At 72.5% G+C, this 15,240-nt stretch carries 15 protein-coding genes; 11 read left to right on the top strand and 4 right to left on the bottom strand.

Annotated features, from left to right (window positions below):
* From MKK68_RS27330 to MKK68_RS27315, 4 genes are all read left to right on the top strand, one after another.
* A partial coding sequence (locus tag MKK68_RS27330; RefSeq protein WP_409567334.1) for a helicase-related protein occupies positions 1 to 2,007 on the top strand: 2,007 nt, incomplete at its 5' end.
* Between the two features lie 32 nt (positions 2,008 to 2,039).
* A complete protein-coding gene (gene pdeM / locus MKK68_RS27325; RefSeq protein WP_147859558.1) occupies positions 2,040 to 2,753 on the top strand; it encodes a ligase-associated DNA damage response endonuclease PdeM in 714 nt (237 codons plus the stop codon).
* Between the two features lie 74 nt (positions 2,754 to 2,827).
* Complete coding sequence (locus MKK68_RS27320; protein WP_147728298.1) at positions 2,828 to 3,076, top strand: DUF4926 domain-containing protein; 249 nt, start codon at positions 2,828 to 2,830, stop codon at positions 3,074 to 3,076.
* Positions 3,073 to 3,423 (top strand): DUF6883 domain-containing protein, encoded by a 351-nt coding sequence (locus MKK68_RS27315; protein ID WP_244033523.1) that lies wholly within the window; start codon positions 3,073 to 3,075, stop codon positions 3,421 to 3,423. Before MKK68_RS27320 ends, MKK68_RS27315 begins: the two co-directional genes overlap by 4 nt.
* 35 nt (positions 3,424 to 3,458) lie before the next feature.
* On the opposite strand, the gene MKK68_RS27310 is transcribed toward MKK68_RS27315, so the two are convergent.
* The gene (locus MKK68_RS27310) at positions 3,459 to 4,133 is read right to left on the bottom strand and encodes an aldolase (protein ID WP_244033522.1); all 675 of its coding nucleotides are present in this window, start codon (positions 4,131 to 4,133) and stop codon (positions 3,459 to 3,461) included.
* 10 nt (positions 4,134 to 4,143) lie between these two features.
* Positions 4,144 to 5,151: a LacI family DNA-binding transcriptional regulator gene (locus tag MKK68_RS27305; protein ID WP_244033521.1), complete on the bottom strand. Its 1,008-nt coding sequence runs from the start codon at positions 5,149 to 5,151 to the stop codon at positions 4,144 to 4,146.
* A 168-nt stretch (positions 5,152 to 5,319) separates the two neighbouring features.
* Between MKK68_RS27305 and MKK68_RS27300 the strand changes: the two genes are divergently transcribed.
* The 6 genes from MKK68_RS27300 to MKK68_RS27275 all read left to right on the top strand — a co-directional run bounded on the left by MKK68_RS27300 (position 5,320) and on the right by MKK68_RS27275 (position 12,816).
* The gene (locus MKK68_RS27300; RefSeq protein WP_243933940.1) at positions 5,320 to 6,636 is read left to right on the top strand and encodes an MFS transporter; all 1,317 of its coding nucleotides are present in this window, start codon (positions 5,320 to 5,322) and stop codon (positions 6,634 to 6,636) included.
* A gap of 41 nt (positions 6,637 to 6,677) precedes the next feature.
* Entirely contained in the window at positions 6,678 to 7,595 is a 918-nt protein-coding gene (gene ltnD, locus MKK68_RS27295; RefSeq protein ID WP_244033520.1) for an L-threonate dehydrogenase, read from the top strand.
* Positions 7,596 to 7,607: 12 nt separating this feature from the next.
* The gene (otnI, locus tag MKK68_RS27290; RefSeq protein WP_244033519.1) at positions 7,608 to 8,402 is read left to right on the top strand and encodes a 2-oxo-tetronate isomerase; all 795 of its coding nucleotides are present in this window, start codon (positions 7,608 to 7,610) and stop codon (positions 8,400 to 8,402) included.
* Positions 8,403 to 8,404: 2 nt separating this feature from the next.
* Positions 8,405 to 9,673, top strand: a complete 1,269-nt coding sequence (otnK, locus tag MKK68_RS27285; protein ID WP_244033525.1) for a 3-oxo-tetronate kinase — start codon at positions 8,405 to 8,407, stop codon at positions 9,671 to 9,673.
* A 213-nt stretch (positions 9,674 to 9,886) separates the two neighbouring features.
* Positions 9,887 to 10,867, top strand: coding sequence for a D-erythronate dehydrogenase (gene denD / locus MKK68_RS27280; RefSeq protein WP_244033518.1), 981 nt, complete (start codon positions 9,887 to 9,889; stop codon positions 10,865 to 10,867).
* Between the two features lie 83 nt (positions 10,868 to 10,950).
* Positions 10,951 to 12,816 (top strand): glycoside hydrolase family 15 protein, encoded by a 1,866-nt coding sequence (locus tag MKK68_RS27275; protein WP_244033517.1) that lies wholly within the window; start codon positions 10,951 to 10,953, stop codon positions 12,814 to 12,816.
* A 194-nt stretch (positions 12,817 to 13,010) separates the two neighbouring features.
* Here the strand turns inward: MKK68_RS27275 and dut are convergent, their stop codons facing one another.
* Positions 13,011 to 13,484 (bottom strand): dUTP diphosphatase, encoded by a 474-nt coding sequence (gene dut, locus MKK68_RS27270; RefSeq protein ID WP_244033516.1) that lies wholly within the window; start codon positions 13,482 to 13,484, stop codon positions 13,011 to 13,013.
* Entirely contained in the window at positions 13,481 to 14,368 is an 888-nt protein-coding gene (locus MKK68_RS27265; RefSeq protein WP_244033515.1) for an HpcH/HpaI aldolase/citrate lyase family protein, read from the bottom strand. The genes dut and MKK68_RS27265 overlap by 4 nt, the downstream gene beginning before the upstream one ends.
* An 84-nt stretch (positions 14,369 to 14,452) precedes the next feature.
* Between MKK68_RS27265 and MKK68_RS27260 the strand changes: the two genes are divergently transcribed.
* On the top strand, positions 14,453 to 15,235 hold the full coding sequence (locus tag MKK68_RS27260) for a DUF429 domain-containing protein (protein WP_244033514.1): 783 nt from the start codon (positions 14,453 to 14,455) through the stop codon (positions 15,233 to 15,235).
* Positions 15,236 to 15,240 lie beyond the last annotated feature (5 nt).

Raw genomic sequence — 15,240 nt, 5'->3', positions numbered from 1 at the left:
TTCCCTCCCCCCCCTGCGGGGGAGGGTGGCCAGGGAAGCGGGTCGGGAGAGGAGAGCGCCGCTTCCGGAAATGTCGCTCCCCTCTCCCGACCCTCGCTCACGCGAGGCCCACCCGCCCCCGCAGGGGGGGGAGGGGAAGGTCCACGCATGGCCGACCTCGTCGTCGTCGCCGGCGGCGCGGCGCCCGACCTGCACCTGCTCGACACCGGCAAGACCTTGCCGCTCGCCGGGCACACCGCGTGGCATTCCATGCCGGCGATCTACGACCTGATCCGGGCGCACCGCACGGTGCTGGTCTTCGTCAACACCCGACTCCAGGCGGAGTACACCTTCCAGGAGCTGTGGCGGCTCAACGACGACGTGCTCCCGATCGCGCTCCATCACGGCTCCCTCGACGCCACCCAGCGCCGCCGGGTCGAGGCGGCGATGGCGGCGGGCTCGCTCCGGGCGATCGTCTGCACCGCGACGCTGGACCTCGGCATCGATTGGGGCGACGTCGACCTCGTGGTCAACGTCGGCGCGCCGAAGGGGGCGAGCCGGATCATGCAGCGGATCGGGCGCGCCAACCACCGCATGGACGAGCCGTCGAAGGCCTACCTCGTCCCCGGCAACCGCTTCGAGATCCTGGAATGCCAAGCGGCGCTCGACGCGGTCGAGGAGGCGGCGCAGGACACGCCCGACGCCCGCCTCGGCGCGCCGGACGTGCTCGCCCAGCACGTGCTCGGCATGGCCTGCGCCGACGCGTTCGACCCGGTGGCGCTCTACGACGAGGTGATCTCGGCCGCCCCCTACGCCACCTTGTCCTGGGAGGATTTCGAGGCGGTCGTCGACTACGTCGCCACCGGCGGCTACGCGCTGCGCGCCTACGAGCGCTTCGCCAAGATCCTGCGCGGGCCGGACGGGCTGTGGCGGGTGCGCGACGCGCGCGTCGCCCAGCAGTACCGGATGAACATCGGCACCATCGTCGAGGCGGCGAAGGTGAAGGTCCGCCTCGCGCGCGCGATGCGGGGCAAGCCCAACACCGTGCTGCCGAAGACCGGCCGGGTGCTCGGCGAGATCGAGGAGGACTTCGCCGACACGCTGACGCCGGGCGACACCTTCCTGTTCGCCGGCGAGGTGCTGCGCTTCGAGGGCCTGGCCGAGGACGAGGCGATGGCCACGCGCGCCGGGCCAGGGACCGACCCGGCGATCCCGTCCTATGCCGGCTCGAAGTTCCCGCTCTCGACCTACCTCGCCGCCCGCGTCCGCGCGATCATCGCCGACCCGTTCGAGTGGGACCGGCTGCCGCGCCAGGTCGCCGACTACCTGCTCCTCCAGCGCAGCCGCTCGCTGCTGCCGGGCGAGCGCGACCTCCTGGTCGAGACCTTCCCGCGGGCCGGGCGCCACTACCTCACGGCGTTCCCGTTCGAGGGCCGGCTCGCGCACCAGACGCTCGGCATGCTGCTGACCCGGCGGCTGGAGCGCGCCGGCCTGCGCCCGCTGGGCTTCGCCGCCAACGATTACGGCATCGCGATCTTCATGACCCGCGACCTGTCCGAGCGGATCGCCCGGGATCCCGCCTTCCTCGAAGACCTGTTCGCCCAGGACATGCTCGGCGACGACCTCGACGCCTGGCTCGACGAATCCTCGATGATGAAGCGCACCTTCCGCCAATGCGCGGTCATCGCCGGGCTGATCGAGCGCCGCCATCCCGGCATGAAGAAGACCGGCCGGCAGGTCACGATCTCCACCGACCTGATCTACGACGTGCTGCGCAAGCACCAGCCCGACCACCTGCTGATGCGCGCCGCGCGCCAGGATGCGGCAACCGGACTCCTCGACGTGAGGCGCCTCGGCATGATGTTGGAGCGCATCCAGGGGCGAATCACCCACAAGGCCCTCGACCGGGTCTCGCCGCTCTCGGTCTCCGTGATGCTGGAGATCGGGCGCGAACGGGTCTACGGCGAGGGCGCCGACGAGATCCTGGCCGAGGCCGAGGCCCAGCTTCTCGAGGAGGCGCTGGGGTGACGCCGCCCTTCCCTACCGACGAGGACACCATCTTGGCGCTCGGCCTGAGACTCGAGAAGACTCAAAAATCCCCCGGCCTGCAGCTGTCCGGCGAGACCCTCACCCTCGACCGGTGCGGCGGCCTGTGGCTGGCCGATCACCGCACGCTGATCGTCTCCGACCTCCACCTCGAGAAGGGCTCGGCCTACGCCGCCCGCACCGGCCAGTTCCTGCCGCCCTACGACACCCGCGAGACGCTGGCCTGCCTGCACGAGGCGGTGGCGCGCTTCGACCCGGCCTGTATCGTGGCGCTCGGCGACAGCTTCCACGATTCCCGCGGCCCCGAGCGGATGGAGCCCGGCGACCGGGCGATGGTCGCCGCCCTGCAGCAGGGCCGCGACTGGGTCTGGATCGCCGGCAACCACGACGCCGCCGTGAGCGAGGGCGTCGGCGGTCGCTACGCCGAGGTGATGACGCTCGGCGGCCTCACCCTCCGCCACGAGCCGACCCCGGGCGCGGCGCCGGGCGAGATCGCCGGCCACCTCCACCCGTGCGGCAAGGTCGCGATGCGCGGACGTGCGGTGCGCCGCCGCTGCTTCGTCACCGACGGCACCCGCCTGGTGATGCCGGCCTTCGGCGCCTATGCCGGCGGCCTCAACGTCCGCGACGCGGCGTTCGAGCCGCTGTTCTCGGCGGGGTTCACGGCGCATCTCCTCGGCGACGGCCGGGTGTTCTCGATCGGGCGGTCGATGCTGGCGAAGGATTGAGGTTTTCGCCCGCGTGCCAGCGAGCAGCACCGTCGGGCGTGGACGAACGGTGCGCCCCACCATATGCTTCCGTCATGTCCGTCGAGGTCGTTTATCTGCTGCGCAAGGACGAGCCCGGCTTCCGGGACCTCGATACCGTGGTGCTGCTCGAGCCGGCCCGCTCGCATGACGGCGAGACGATCCCGGCGGGGCGTGCAGGAACCGTCGTCGGCGTCTGGACCGACAGCCCGGATTGCATCGTCGAGTTCTCGGAGCCGGACGGCGCGCTGGCCACCGTGCCGGCAACGATCCTGACGCATGCGACGCCGACCGCTCTGCGATGAGCGGATCGTCGCTCCCGCAGAACCTTGCCATTCCGGGCGACAAGATCGCCAGATACCCTCTCAATCCCGATCATCCGCAAGGCGGATCGAAAGCACGCTTCTTCCTCGGCTTCGGATTCAACCGCGAGCGGACGACCGAATTCGCGGATGCGCTGTTTCTGCAGGCCCTGCGCGCATCCGTTCGCATGGTCACGCCGACATCGCCGGATCGGCGGGTGGTCGCCTGCATCGGTCCGATCGCGACGCCGTCGGGACGCGAACCCTGGATCCGCACTGTGTGGCTGGTCGAGCGCGACGAGGTCGGACGCCTCGTCACGGCCCATCCCGATCGGGCTCGCAGCGCCTGAAGGTATGGTCGCGTCAGGACCGGCGCCGCGCCGCGTCAGGAGCATCCGTGTCCCTCCTCCTCGTGCTCCGGCAACGTCAGCCCGAAATGCTGGACGAGGTCGGCGACCTGGGCGGGGCTGAGATGGCGCGGGTTGAGGTTGCGCAGGAGCAGGTAGAGCTTGGCCGTCTCCTCGAGCTCCTCGGTGGCGAAGACCGCGGCCTCCAGGCTCGCGCCGGCGACGACCGGGCCGTGGTTGGCGAGCAGCACCGAACTGTACTTCCCCGCCAGGCCCCGGATCGCGTCGGCGACGCCTGGGTCGCCGGGGCGGTAGTACGGGACCAGCGCCGTGCCGCCGGTGCGCATCAGGTAGTACGGCGTCAGCGGCGGCAGCACCGCCTTCGAGTCGATCTCGGGCAGCATCGACACCGCGACCGCGTGCGTCGAGTGCAGGTGGACGATGGCGCGCGCCTCGGCGCGGCTCTCGTAGAGCGCGGTGTGGAGCGGGATCTCCTTCGTCGGCGTGTCGCCGGAGACCACCCGTCCCGTCGCGTCGAGACGCGAGATCCGGGCCGGGTCGAGGAAGCCGAGCGAGGCGTTGGTCGGGGTCACCAGCCAGCCCCCGTCATCGAGCCGAAGGGAGATGTTGCCCGAGGAGCCCGGCGTCAGCCCACGCTCGAACAGCGAGCGCCCGTAGCGGCAGATGCTTTCGCGCAGGGTGGATTCGCTCATCGGGCCTGACTCATGCGGTCGCGCCTTCCATCAGTTCGAAGCCGAGGTCGATCGTCTCGGCCGGGCCGCCGGCCGCCAGGCGCTCGGCGGCGACCGCGCCGATCCGCAGTCGCGGCGTGCGGATGGTCGAGAGCGGCTGCGGCATCGCCGCGGTGATGTCGAGGCCGTTGTAGCCGAACAAAGCGAGGCGGTGCGGGATCGACCAGCCGCGCGCCAGGCAGCAGAAGTAGCCGCCGAGCGCCATGTCGTCGTTGGAAAAGTAGACGGCGTCGAGGTCCGACGTGCGGTCGAGCAGCCGGTCGAGCGCCGCCCGCCCGGCCGCCGCGGAGGACGGCTCGGCGACCACCTCACGGTCGATCAGCCCGTGCCCCGTGCTTTGCAGGGCCGCCTCGAATCCCGCGAGCCGCTTGCCCGCCCGGAGGTCGCGCAGAATGTCGTGGCCGACATAGCCGATGCGGCGGTAGCCCCGCCCGAGCAGGTGCGCGGCGCTCGCCTCGCCCACCGCCCGGTTGGAGAAGCCGACGACGAGGTCGAGGCCCGGCCCGTCGGTGTCGATCATCTCGACCACGCGGATCCCGGCGGCGCGCAGGAGCGCGACGGTGCCGGGATTGTGCTCCACCCCGGTGACGACGAGGCCGGCCGGGCGCCACGACAGCAGCGCGCCGACCAGCGCCTCCTCGCGGTCGGGATCGTAGTCGGAGACGCCGATCACGCTCTGGAAGCCGGTGCGGTCGAGCGCCCCCGTCAGCCCGCGCAGCAGGTCGGGGAAGACGATGTTGGCGAGCGACGGGATCACGATGCCGACGAGCTGCGAGCCGGCCGACGCCGCGTTGCCCGCGAGCGACCCGGCCAGCCGGTTCGGCACGTAGCCGAGCTCGGCCACGGCCGCGGCCACCCGGTCTGCGGTGCGCTTCGAGAACGAGCCCTGGTTGCGCAGCACCCGCGAGACCGTGCTCTCGCCGAAACCCGATTCCCGGGCGACGTCCGCCAGCGTCACGAGGCGCCGATGCAGGTTCATGGAGGCCCTTCGCGTGGCGATGCGCTCAGCGACATATCCAGCATCGCTGTCACCCGCAAGCTGATTGGCAGCGCTGCCAAACTGAGATAGGCAGGTTTCAAGCGCCGGGAAACGGTGCGGAACCAAGCAGAACGCCGGCACGCCAAGACGTCGGCGACGGAGGACGCCATGAGTTCACCAGCCGCCGTGCTGCCGGGCAGCGCCGTGCCGTCGAAGGACTTCGTCGAGCAGACCTATACCAAGGTGTTCTGGCGCCTCGTGCCGTTCCTGATGCTCTGCTACGTCGTCGCCTACCTCGACCGGGTCAACGTCGGCTTCGCCAAGCTGCAGATGTCCCAGGACCTCGGCTTCAGCGAGACGGTCTACGGCTTCGGCGCGGGCGTGTTCTTCGTCGGCTACTTCCTGTTCGAGGTGCCCTCGAACGTGATCCTCCACCGGGTCGGCGCGCGGATCTGGATCGCCCGGATCATGGTCACCTGGGGGATCATCTCGGGTGCGTTCCTGTTCGTGAACTCCGCCACGACCTTCTACGTCATGCGCTTCCTGCTCGGGCTGGCCGAGGCGGGCTTCTACCCGGGCGTGATCCTCTACACGACGGCCTGGTTCCCGGCGCATCGCCGGGCCAAGGTCATCGCCGTGTTCATGGCCGCGATCCCCGTCTCGGGCATCTTCGGCAACCCGCTCTCGGGCTGGATCATGGATGCCTTCAACGGCGCCCACGGGCTCGCCGGCTGGCAGTGGATGTTCGTGATCGAGGCGGTGCCGGCGGTGCTGGTCGGCATCGCGGTGTTCTTCTACCTCGACAACCGGGCCTCCGAGGCCAAGTGGCTGACCGACCCCGAGAAGGCGGTGATCGAGCGCGACATCGCCGCCGACAACGTCGGCAAGGAGACGAGCCCGCACTCGATCGCGACCGTGTTCCGCAACGGCCGCGTCTGGTTCATGAGCTTCATCTACTTCTGCTTCGTCACGGGCCAGTACGGCCTGACCTTCTGGATGCCGACGCTGGTGAAAGCCACCGGCGTGCAGGGCAACCTCAACATCGGCCTGATCAGCGCGATCCCGTTCCTGTTCGCGGTGTTCGTGATGATCCTGCTCGGGCGCAGCGCCGACCGGATGCGCGAGCGCCGCTGGCACCTAATCGTGCCCGCGCTCTGCGGCGCGGTCGGCTTCGTCGTCGCCGCCACCGCCGGCAGCACGGTGATCGCGATCATGGCGCTCTCGATCGCCGCGGGCGGGGTGCTCACCTGCGCGCCGCTGTTCTGGTCGATGCCGACCGCATTCCTGTCGGGGGCGGGCGCCGCCGCCGGCATCGCGCTGATCAACTCGGTGGGCAACCTCGCGGGCTTCGCCAGCCCCTACGTGATCGGCGCCCTGAAGGACTACAGCGGCAACACCGCCACCGGCATGTACGCGCTCGCCGCCATGCTGGTGCTCGGCTCGGTCGCGACCTTCGTGACGCCCAAGCGCCTCGTGAACCGCTGAAACCGGCGCACCTTCCGCAGACCCCCGACCGGACATCCCCGATGACAGCACCCTCCTCCGCCCGGCACGCCGCGGTGATCGGCCTCGGCTCGATGGGCTTCGGCATGGCGGCCTCGCTGCTGCGGGCCGGCTTCACGGTCGGGGCCTGCGACGTGAACCCCGAGGCGGTCGCCCGCTTCTCGGCGGCCGGCGGGCGCGGCACGGCGAGCCCGGCCGAAGCGGCGGAGGGCGCGAGCGTCGTGATCTGCGTCGTCGTCAACGCCGCCCAGACCGAGGCCGTGCTGTTCGGCGAGGCCGGCGCCGCGGCGGCGATGCCGGAGGGCGCGGTGTTCGTCTCCTCGGCGACCATGGACCCGGCCGTCGCCCGGCGGCTGGCGGCGCGGCTCGAGGCCACCGGCCGGCACTACCTCGACGCGCCGATGAGCGGGGGCGCGGTGCGCGCCGCCGACGGGGCTCTGACCTTCCTCGCCTCCGGCTCGGCCACCGCCTTCGATGCGGCGCGCCCGGCGCTCGATGCGATGGCCGGCACGCTCTACGAGCTCGGCGACGAAGCCGGCCAGGGCGCGGCCTTCAAGATGATCAACCAGCTGCTCGCGGGCGTGCACATCGCCGCCGCGTCGGAAGCCATGAGCTTCGCCGCCAAGCAGGGCCTCGACCTCGCCCGCGTCTACGAGGTGATCACGAAGTCGGCCGGCAATTCCTGGATGTTCGAGAACCGGATGCCGCACGTCCTCGACGGCGATTACAGCCCCAGAAGCGCGGTCGACATCTTCGTCAAGGACCTCGGCATCGTGCAGGACATGGCGCGCGCCGAGAAGTACCCGGTGCCGGTGGCGGCCGCCGCCCTGCAGATGTTCCTGATGGCGTCGGGCTCGGGGATGGGCCGCGACGACGATGCCTCCGTCGCGCGGCTCTACGCCCAGGTCTCGGGCGCGACCCTGCCGGCCGCGAAGCGCTGAGGAGGTCCATCCATGCCGCGCTTTGCCGCCAACCTCACCCTGATGTTCACCGAGCTCCCCTTCCTCGACCGCTTCGCCGCCGCCGCGGACCAGGGCTTCGGCGCCGTCGAGTTCCTGTTCCCCTACGCGCATCCGGCCGACGCCATCGCCGACCGCCTGGCGCGCCACGGCCTGACGCAGGCGCTGTTCAACCTGCCGCCGGGCGACTTCGAGGCCGGCGAGCGCGGGCTCGCGGCCCTGCCCGAGCGCTTCGACGAGCTGAAGCAGGGCGTCGCGACCGCTCTGCGCTACGCCGAGGCCACCGGCGTCGGGCGCCTCCACCTGATGGCGGGGCTGGCCGACCCGAACGATCCGGCCGCGCGCGACGCCTACCGCCGCGCCGTCGCCTGGACCGCCGACGCTCTCGGCGCGGCGGGGCTCGACCTCGTGCTGGAGCCGATCAACGGCCGCAACATGCCGGGCTACTTCCTGAACGATTTCGGGGCGGCGGCGGCGCTGATCCGCGACCTCGCGCGGCCGAACCTGAAGCTGCAGTTCGACCTCTACCACTGCCAGATCCTGCACGGCGACGTGACGATGCGGCTGCGCGCGCTGATGCCGATCGTCGGCCACGTGCAGACCGCCTCGGTGCCGGGGCGACACGAGCCCGGCACCGGCGAGATCAACGACGCCTTCCTTTTCGCGGAGCTCGACCGGCTCGGCTACGACGGGTTCGTCGGCTGCGAGTACAATCCGGCCGCCGGCACCGTCGCGGGCCTCGGCTGGTTCGCGCCCTATCGCGAAGGCCGGCGGGGGGATGTGCGATGAGCCTGCCGCTCGCGCTCGGCTGCGTCGCCGACGACTATACCGGCGCCTCGGACCTCGCCAACACCCTGACCAAGGCCGGCCTGCGCACGGTGCAGACCATCGGCGTGCCGGCCGACGACCTCGCCCTGCCGGCGGTCGACGCGGTGGTGGTGGCGCTGAAGAGCCGGTCGATCGACCCGCGCGAGGCGGTGGCGCGCTCCCGCGAGGCCGACGCCTGGCTGCGCCGGCGCGGTGCCGGCCACGTGCTGTTCAAGGTCTGCTCGACCTTCGATTCGACCGAGGCCGGCAATATCGGCCCGGTGCTCGACGCGCTGCGGGCGGATGCGGCCGAGCCGATCGCGCTCGTCACCCCCGCCTTTCCCGAGACCGGGCGCAGCGTCTACCAGGGTCACCTCTTCGTCGGCGCGACGCTGCTCGCCGAGAGCCCGCTGAAGGACCACCCCCTCAACCCGATGCGCGATTCGAGCCTCGTGCGGGTGCTCGCCCGCCAGAGCGCCGGCACGGTCGGGCTGATCGACATCGCCACCGTGACGCGCGGTCCGGACGCGGTCGCCGCGCGCCTCGACGCCCTGGCGAAGGAGGGCCACGGCGCGGCCATCGCCGACGCGATCTTCGATGCCGACCTCGAGATCCTCGGCCGCGCCGCCTTGCGGCACCGCGTCTCCTGCGGCGCCTCGGGCCTCGGCCTCGGGCTCGCCCGCGCGCTGGTCGCGGACGGGCACGGCGCATCCGGCGCCGGTGCGGTGGCGGGCGAAGCGGTCGGCGGCCACGCCGCGTGCCTCGCAGGCAGCTGCTCGCAGGCGACGCTGGCGCAGATCGAGGCCGCGGCCGATCACATGCCGGTGCTGCGCCTCGACACCGAGCGGCTGCTGTCCGGCCCCGGCGAGGTCGAGGCGGCCATCGCCTGGGCCGCCGAGCGCCTTGCCGCCGGCCCGGTCCTCGTCGCCAGCAGCGCCGCGCCCGACGCGGTGCGCGCGCTCCAGGCCAGGCACGGCGGCGCCGCGGTCGGCCAGGCGATCGAGGCGGCGCTGGCGCAACTCGCCGCGGACCTCGTCGCCCGCGGCGTCCGCCGGCTCGTGGTCGCCGGCGGCGAGACCTCCGGCGCGGTGGTCGACCATCTCGGGCTGAAAGCCTTCCAGCTCGGCCCCGAGATCGCCGCCGGCGTCCCCGTCCTGCGCACGGCCGGCGGCGATCCGATGCTGCTCGCGCTGAAATCCGGCAACTTCGGCGGCCGCGACTTCTTCCTGCGCGCGCTCGCCCTGATGCGGTGAGCGATACGGGTGCTTCTCGCTTCCCTGACCGCCTTCGAAAGTCTCGTCGCGCCTTCCCTCCCCCCCGACGGATCTCGGGCTTGCCCGAGATCCGCACCTTGTGTGCCCAAGTCGTGTGCCCAAGTCGGGCAGGCCCGACTCGGGTGCGGGGGGGGGAGCCGGTAGGGCAACGCAGATCGATCGCGGCCGAACATGCCGACCAAGGAGCTTCCCATGCACGCCCTGATCCTCGGCGCCGCCGGCATGATCGGCCGCCGGCTCACCAAGGCCCTGGTCGCGTCCGGCGCCGTCGGCGGCGCGCCGCTCGACGCGCTGACCCTGATCGACGTGGTCCAGCCCGACGCGCCCGCGGGCTTCGCCGGCAACGTCCGCACCGAGGCCGCCGACCTCACCGCGCCGGGCGCGGCCGACGCCGCCATCGCCGGGCGGCCCGGTCTCGTCTTCCACCTCGCAGCCGTCGTCTCGGGCGAGGCGGAGGCGAACCTCGAGCTCGGCTACCGGGTCAACCTCGACGGCACCCGCTTGCTGCTCGACGCGATCCGCCGCGCGCACCTGGCCGACGGCTACCGGCCGAAGGTGGTGTTCACCTCCTCGCTCGCGGTGTTCGGGCCGCCGCTGCCACCGGTGATCGGCGACGACTGGATCGTCACGCCGGCCTCCTCCTACGGCACCCAGAAGGCGATGGGCGAGTTGCTGCTCGCCGACTATTCCCGCCGCGGCTTCCTCGACGGCATCGCCTTGCGCCTGCCGACGATCTGCGTGCGCCCGGGCAAGCCGAACAAGGCGGCGTCGGGGTTCTTCTCCGGCATCATCCGCGAGCCGCTGGCCGGCCAGCCGGCGATCCTGCCGGTGCCCGAGACCGTGCGCCACTGGTTCGCGAGCCCCTCGGCCGCGATCGGCTTCCTGCTGCACGCGGCCGGGCTCGACCTCGCCCGCCTCGGGCTGCGGCGCGCGCTGACGCTGCCGGGGGTGTCGGCCACCGTGGCCGAGGAGATCGAGGCCCTGCGCAAGGTCGGCGGCGACAAGGCGGTCGCCCTGATCCGCCGCGAGCCCGATCCGGCCGTCGCCCGCATCATCGAGACCTGGCCCGAGGCCTTCGCCACCGAACGCGCGCTCGACCTCGGCTTCACCGCCGACGCCTCGTTCGACGCGATCGTCGCCGAGCACGTCGCCGAATTCCACGCCGGGACATAAACCTATGTGACATTTCGTCAGGCACGGTCGAACCGGGGATGCGACGCGTTAGAACGGGTCGAGCCTCCGGGAAACGCATCGCCTTGTACAAGCCCATCGAAGACTACGCCGTCATCGGCGACACCCACTCGACCGCGCTGATCGCCCGCGACGGCTCGGTCGACTGGCTGTGCTGGCCGCGTCACGATTCGCCGGCCCTGTTCCTCGCGCTGCTCGACGACGACAAGGGCGGCTCCTGCCGGATCGCGTTCGAGGGCCTGCGCTCGACCTCGCGGCGCTACCTGCCCGAGACCAACGTGCTGGAGACGACCTTCGTCACCGAGACCGGCAGCGCCCGGCTGGTCGACGTGATGCCGGTCAACCCGCCGACCCCCGAGCCCGAGGAAGGGCCCGACGGCGAGGGCGAGAGCCGCCTGATCCGCCTGCTCACCTGCATCGACGGCCACGTCGCCGGGCGCTTCCTGGTGCACCCGACCTTCGACTACGCCCGCTGCGACGGCATCCCGATCGCCGACGGCGCGACGGTGCTGTTCGAGGCCGGCAAGCAGCGGCTCCGCGTCAACGCCGCGCCCGAGCCGAGGCTCGACGGCGCGGTCGCCGTGAGCCGGTTCGCGATCGCGGCGGGCGAGACCGCCTACCTCGTCCTCACCCACGGCGAGGACGGGGAGCGGGCCGCGATCGACGATTTCGCCGGCGCCGAGCGCCGGGTCGCGGCGACCATCGACTACTGGCGGCGCTGGAGCGAGCGCTGCACCTATCACGGCCCCTATCGCGACGCGGTGCTGCGCTCGGCCCTGTGCTTGAAGCTGCTGACCTACTCGCCGTCGGGCGCCATCGTCGCGGCGGCCACCGCCGGCCTGCCCGAGGCGGTTCCGGGCAACCGCAACTACGATTACCGCTTCACCTGGATGCGGGACGCGACCTTCACCGTCACCGCCTTCGTGATGCTCGGCTACGTCCGCGAGGCCTCGGAGTTCCTGCGCTTCCTGCGCGAAGCGGACGGCAGCTTCGGCCGCGACACCAAGCTGCTCTACGGCATCGCCGAGGCGATGCCGCCGGAGGAGGAGCTCGACCACCTCTCCGGCTGGCGCGACGTCGGGCCGCCGCTGATCGGCAACGCCGCCGAGGGCCAGGACCAGCACGACATCTACGGCGAGCTGGTGCGCGCGCTCTGCGTCTTCCTCGAAGCGGTCGAGTACGACCCGCCGGAGAAGGTCCACGACCGCCTGCCCGAGGTGCTCGACAACCTCACCCGCCGCGCCATCGCCTGCCGCGACGAGGCCGACGACGGCATCTGGGAGCTGCGCACCGGCCCGCGCCACCAGCTCCACACCAAGGCGATGCTCTGGGTGGCGCTGAACGACGCCGCCCGGATCGGCCGCAACATCGAGGGCGTGCCGCCGGAGAAGATCGAGACCTGGGAGCGGATCGCCGCCGAGATCCGCGCCGACTACCTGGAGAAGGCCTGGAACGAGGAGCGGCAGGCCTTCACCGGCGCCTACGGCTCGCACCACCTCGACGCGGCGGTGCTGCGCGTGGCGTTGTTCGGCGCGATCGACCCGAGCGACCCGCGCCTGCGCAAGACGCTGGCCGCGATCGAGGCTGAGCTCGGCGTCGGCGACCTGATCTACCGCTACCGCATGGACGACGGTCTCGCGGGCGACGAGGGCACGTTCACCGCCTGCGCCTTCTGGCGCGTCGGCTGCCTGGCGCTCGACGGCCGCACCGGCGAGGCCAAGGCGGCGTTCGAGCGCCTGCTGGCGCGCGGCAACGACGTCGGGCTGTTCGCCGAGATGATCGACCCGGAGACCGGCGAGCAGCGCGGCAACACCCCGCAGGGCTTCTCGCACATGGCGCTGATCAACGCGGCCCTGCGCCTGCAGGACACGATCGGCCGCTTCGGCCTGCCCGAGGAGGGATGTGTTCCGGCGAAGGCGGCGGCGGAGTAGACCCAGCGCGGGGCTTTCGGCTGACCGCGCTCTCTTCCCTCCCCCCCTGCGGGGGAGGGTAGGCCTCGCGTCAGCGAGGGTCGGGAGAGGGGTGCGACGCTTCCTGATACGGCGCTCCCCTCTCCCGACCCGCTTCGCGGGCCACCCTCCCCCGCAGAGGGGGGAGGGAGAAGAGGCGCGATCCTTCGGCCTCGTCACCGGCCGCTCGACCCGAACCCGCCGACGCCCCGCGCCGATGCCGGCTCATCCGCGTCGGTCACGACCAGCCGCGGCCGCGCGACCCGCGTGAACACCAGTTGCGCGATGCGCTCGCCCGGCGCGATCCGGATCGGGTCGCCCGCCGGGTTGCGGTTCCAGGCCGAGATCATCAGCGGGCCCTCGTAGTCGGCATCGATCACCCCGGTGCCGTTGCCGAGCACCAGCCCGGCGCGATGGCCGAGGCCGGACCGGGGGAAGATCAGCCCGCACCAGCCGGGATCACGGATCAGCACCGTGAAGCCGGCGGGGATCAGCGCCGGCGGCCCCTGCGGCGCGAGGTCGAGCGCCGCGTCGAGGCAGGCATGGAGGTCGAGGCCGGCGGCCTGGGCCGAGCCCCATCGCGGAAACCCCCACCCCGCCAGCCGCGGATCGAGCTCGCGGATGCCGACCTCGGGCAGCGCGTCGCTCACGGCCGGCGCGCCGCGATGGCGTCGGCCAGGGCGACGATGCGGTGGGCCTCGTCGGCATGGGATCGGTCGATCGTGCGGCCCCGGAACGCGGCCGTGCCGCGCTCGCGGGCGGCCGGCGCGGCGAAGGCGGCGATCGCCGCACGCGCCTGCGCGACCGCATCCGGGCTCGGGCCGAACACCGCGTTGGCGGCGGCGATCTGCGCGGGATCGATCAGCACCTTGCCGTCGAAGCCGCCGTCGCGGGCCTGCTCGGCCTCGGCGCGGAAGCCGGCCTCGTCGGCGGTCGCCTCGAACACGCCGTCGATGACGTCGATCTCGTAGGCGCGGGCCGCGGCGACGACGCTCATCAGCAGCGGCATCAGCGCCGGGCGGCCGGGGACGCCGCGGCGGATCCGGGTCGCCGCGGCGAGGTCGCCGGTGCCGACCACGAGGCACGACAGGCGGGTGTCGACGTCGCGCGCGGCGCTGGCGATCGCGCCGACCTGCAGCACCGCGAGCGGGCTCTCGATCATCGCCCAGATCCGCAGCGCCGGCGCCGCGCCGAGGCGCCTCAAGCGGGCGCCGACGGCCACCAGGGCGTCGGGGCCGCTCACCTTCGGCACCAGGATCGCGTCGGGGCCGGCCGCGGCGATCGCCGCGAGGTCGGCCTCGCCGTGGGCCGAATCGAGCGCGTTGATGCGGACCACCACCTCGCGATGACCGTAGGGACGGCCCGTCACCGCGGCGGCCACCGTCTTGCGGGCGGCGTCCTTGGCCTCGGGCGGGACGGTCTCCTCCAGATCGAGCAGCACCGCGTCGACCGGCAGGGTGCGAGCCGCCTCCAGGGCCTGCGGGTTCGAGCCCGGCAGGGACAGCACGCTGCGACGCGGACGGATCTCGGTCATGGCGGCATCTTTCCGTCGGCGGGGCGACGCCCGTAAGACAGAAGCGCCGATAGCGTTCTCCGGACGGCGAGACAAGGAGCGGGCATGGCGCGCTGGATCGCGGGACTCGACGGCTGCCGCGGCGCCTGGGCCGGCGTGCTGCTCGACCTCGACGATCCCGGCCGCCACCGCGCGGCCCTGTTTTCCACCGTCGCCGAGTGCCTCGACGGACCGGAAGCGCCGGTCTCGGTCGGCATCGACGTGCCGATCGGACTGCCGGACCGCGCGACGGGCGGAGGCCGGGCGGCCGACCGGGCCGCACGCGCCTATCTCGGCGCCGGCCGGTCGAGCGTGTTCCCGGTGCCGCCGCGCGCGGCGATCTTCGCCGACGACTACGAGACCGCCAAGGCGCTGTCGCGCGCGGGCAGCGCGCCGCCCTTCGCGCCCTCGATCCAGTGCTTCAACATCTTCCGCTACATCCGCGCGGTGGACGCCCTGCTGCGCGAGCGGCCGGCGCTGACGGCGCGCCTGCACGAGGTCCACCCCGAGATCGCCTTCCGCCGCCTCAACGGCGACCGGGCGCTGGCGGCGGCCAAGAAGGGGCGGCAGCGGCAGGCCGGGCTGGACCTGCGCCGGGCGCTCCTCGTCGCCGCCGGGCTGCCGGAGGCGCTGGTTCACGGCGCACGGCCGCGCGGCGTCGGCGCCGACGACCACCTCGACGCGATGGCCGGCCTCGTCGTCGCCCGCGACATCCTCCTCGGCCGCGCGAGCCCGCTGCCGGACCTGCCCGAGCGCGACTCCCACGGCCTGCCGGCGGTGATCTGGATGCCGGCGCCGCTTCAAGGGGGCGACCGGGCCGAATCCCGCGAGCCACGCAAAGTCTGCTAACGACC

The sequence above is a fragment of the Methylobacterium sp. E-016 genome, from assembly GCF_022829745.1.
Classification (GTDB): domain Bacteria; phylum Pseudomonadota; class Alphaproteobacteria; order Rhizobiales; family Beijerinckiaceae; genus Methylobacterium.
This window is presented reverse-complemented; position numbering and strand designations above follow the sequence as displayed.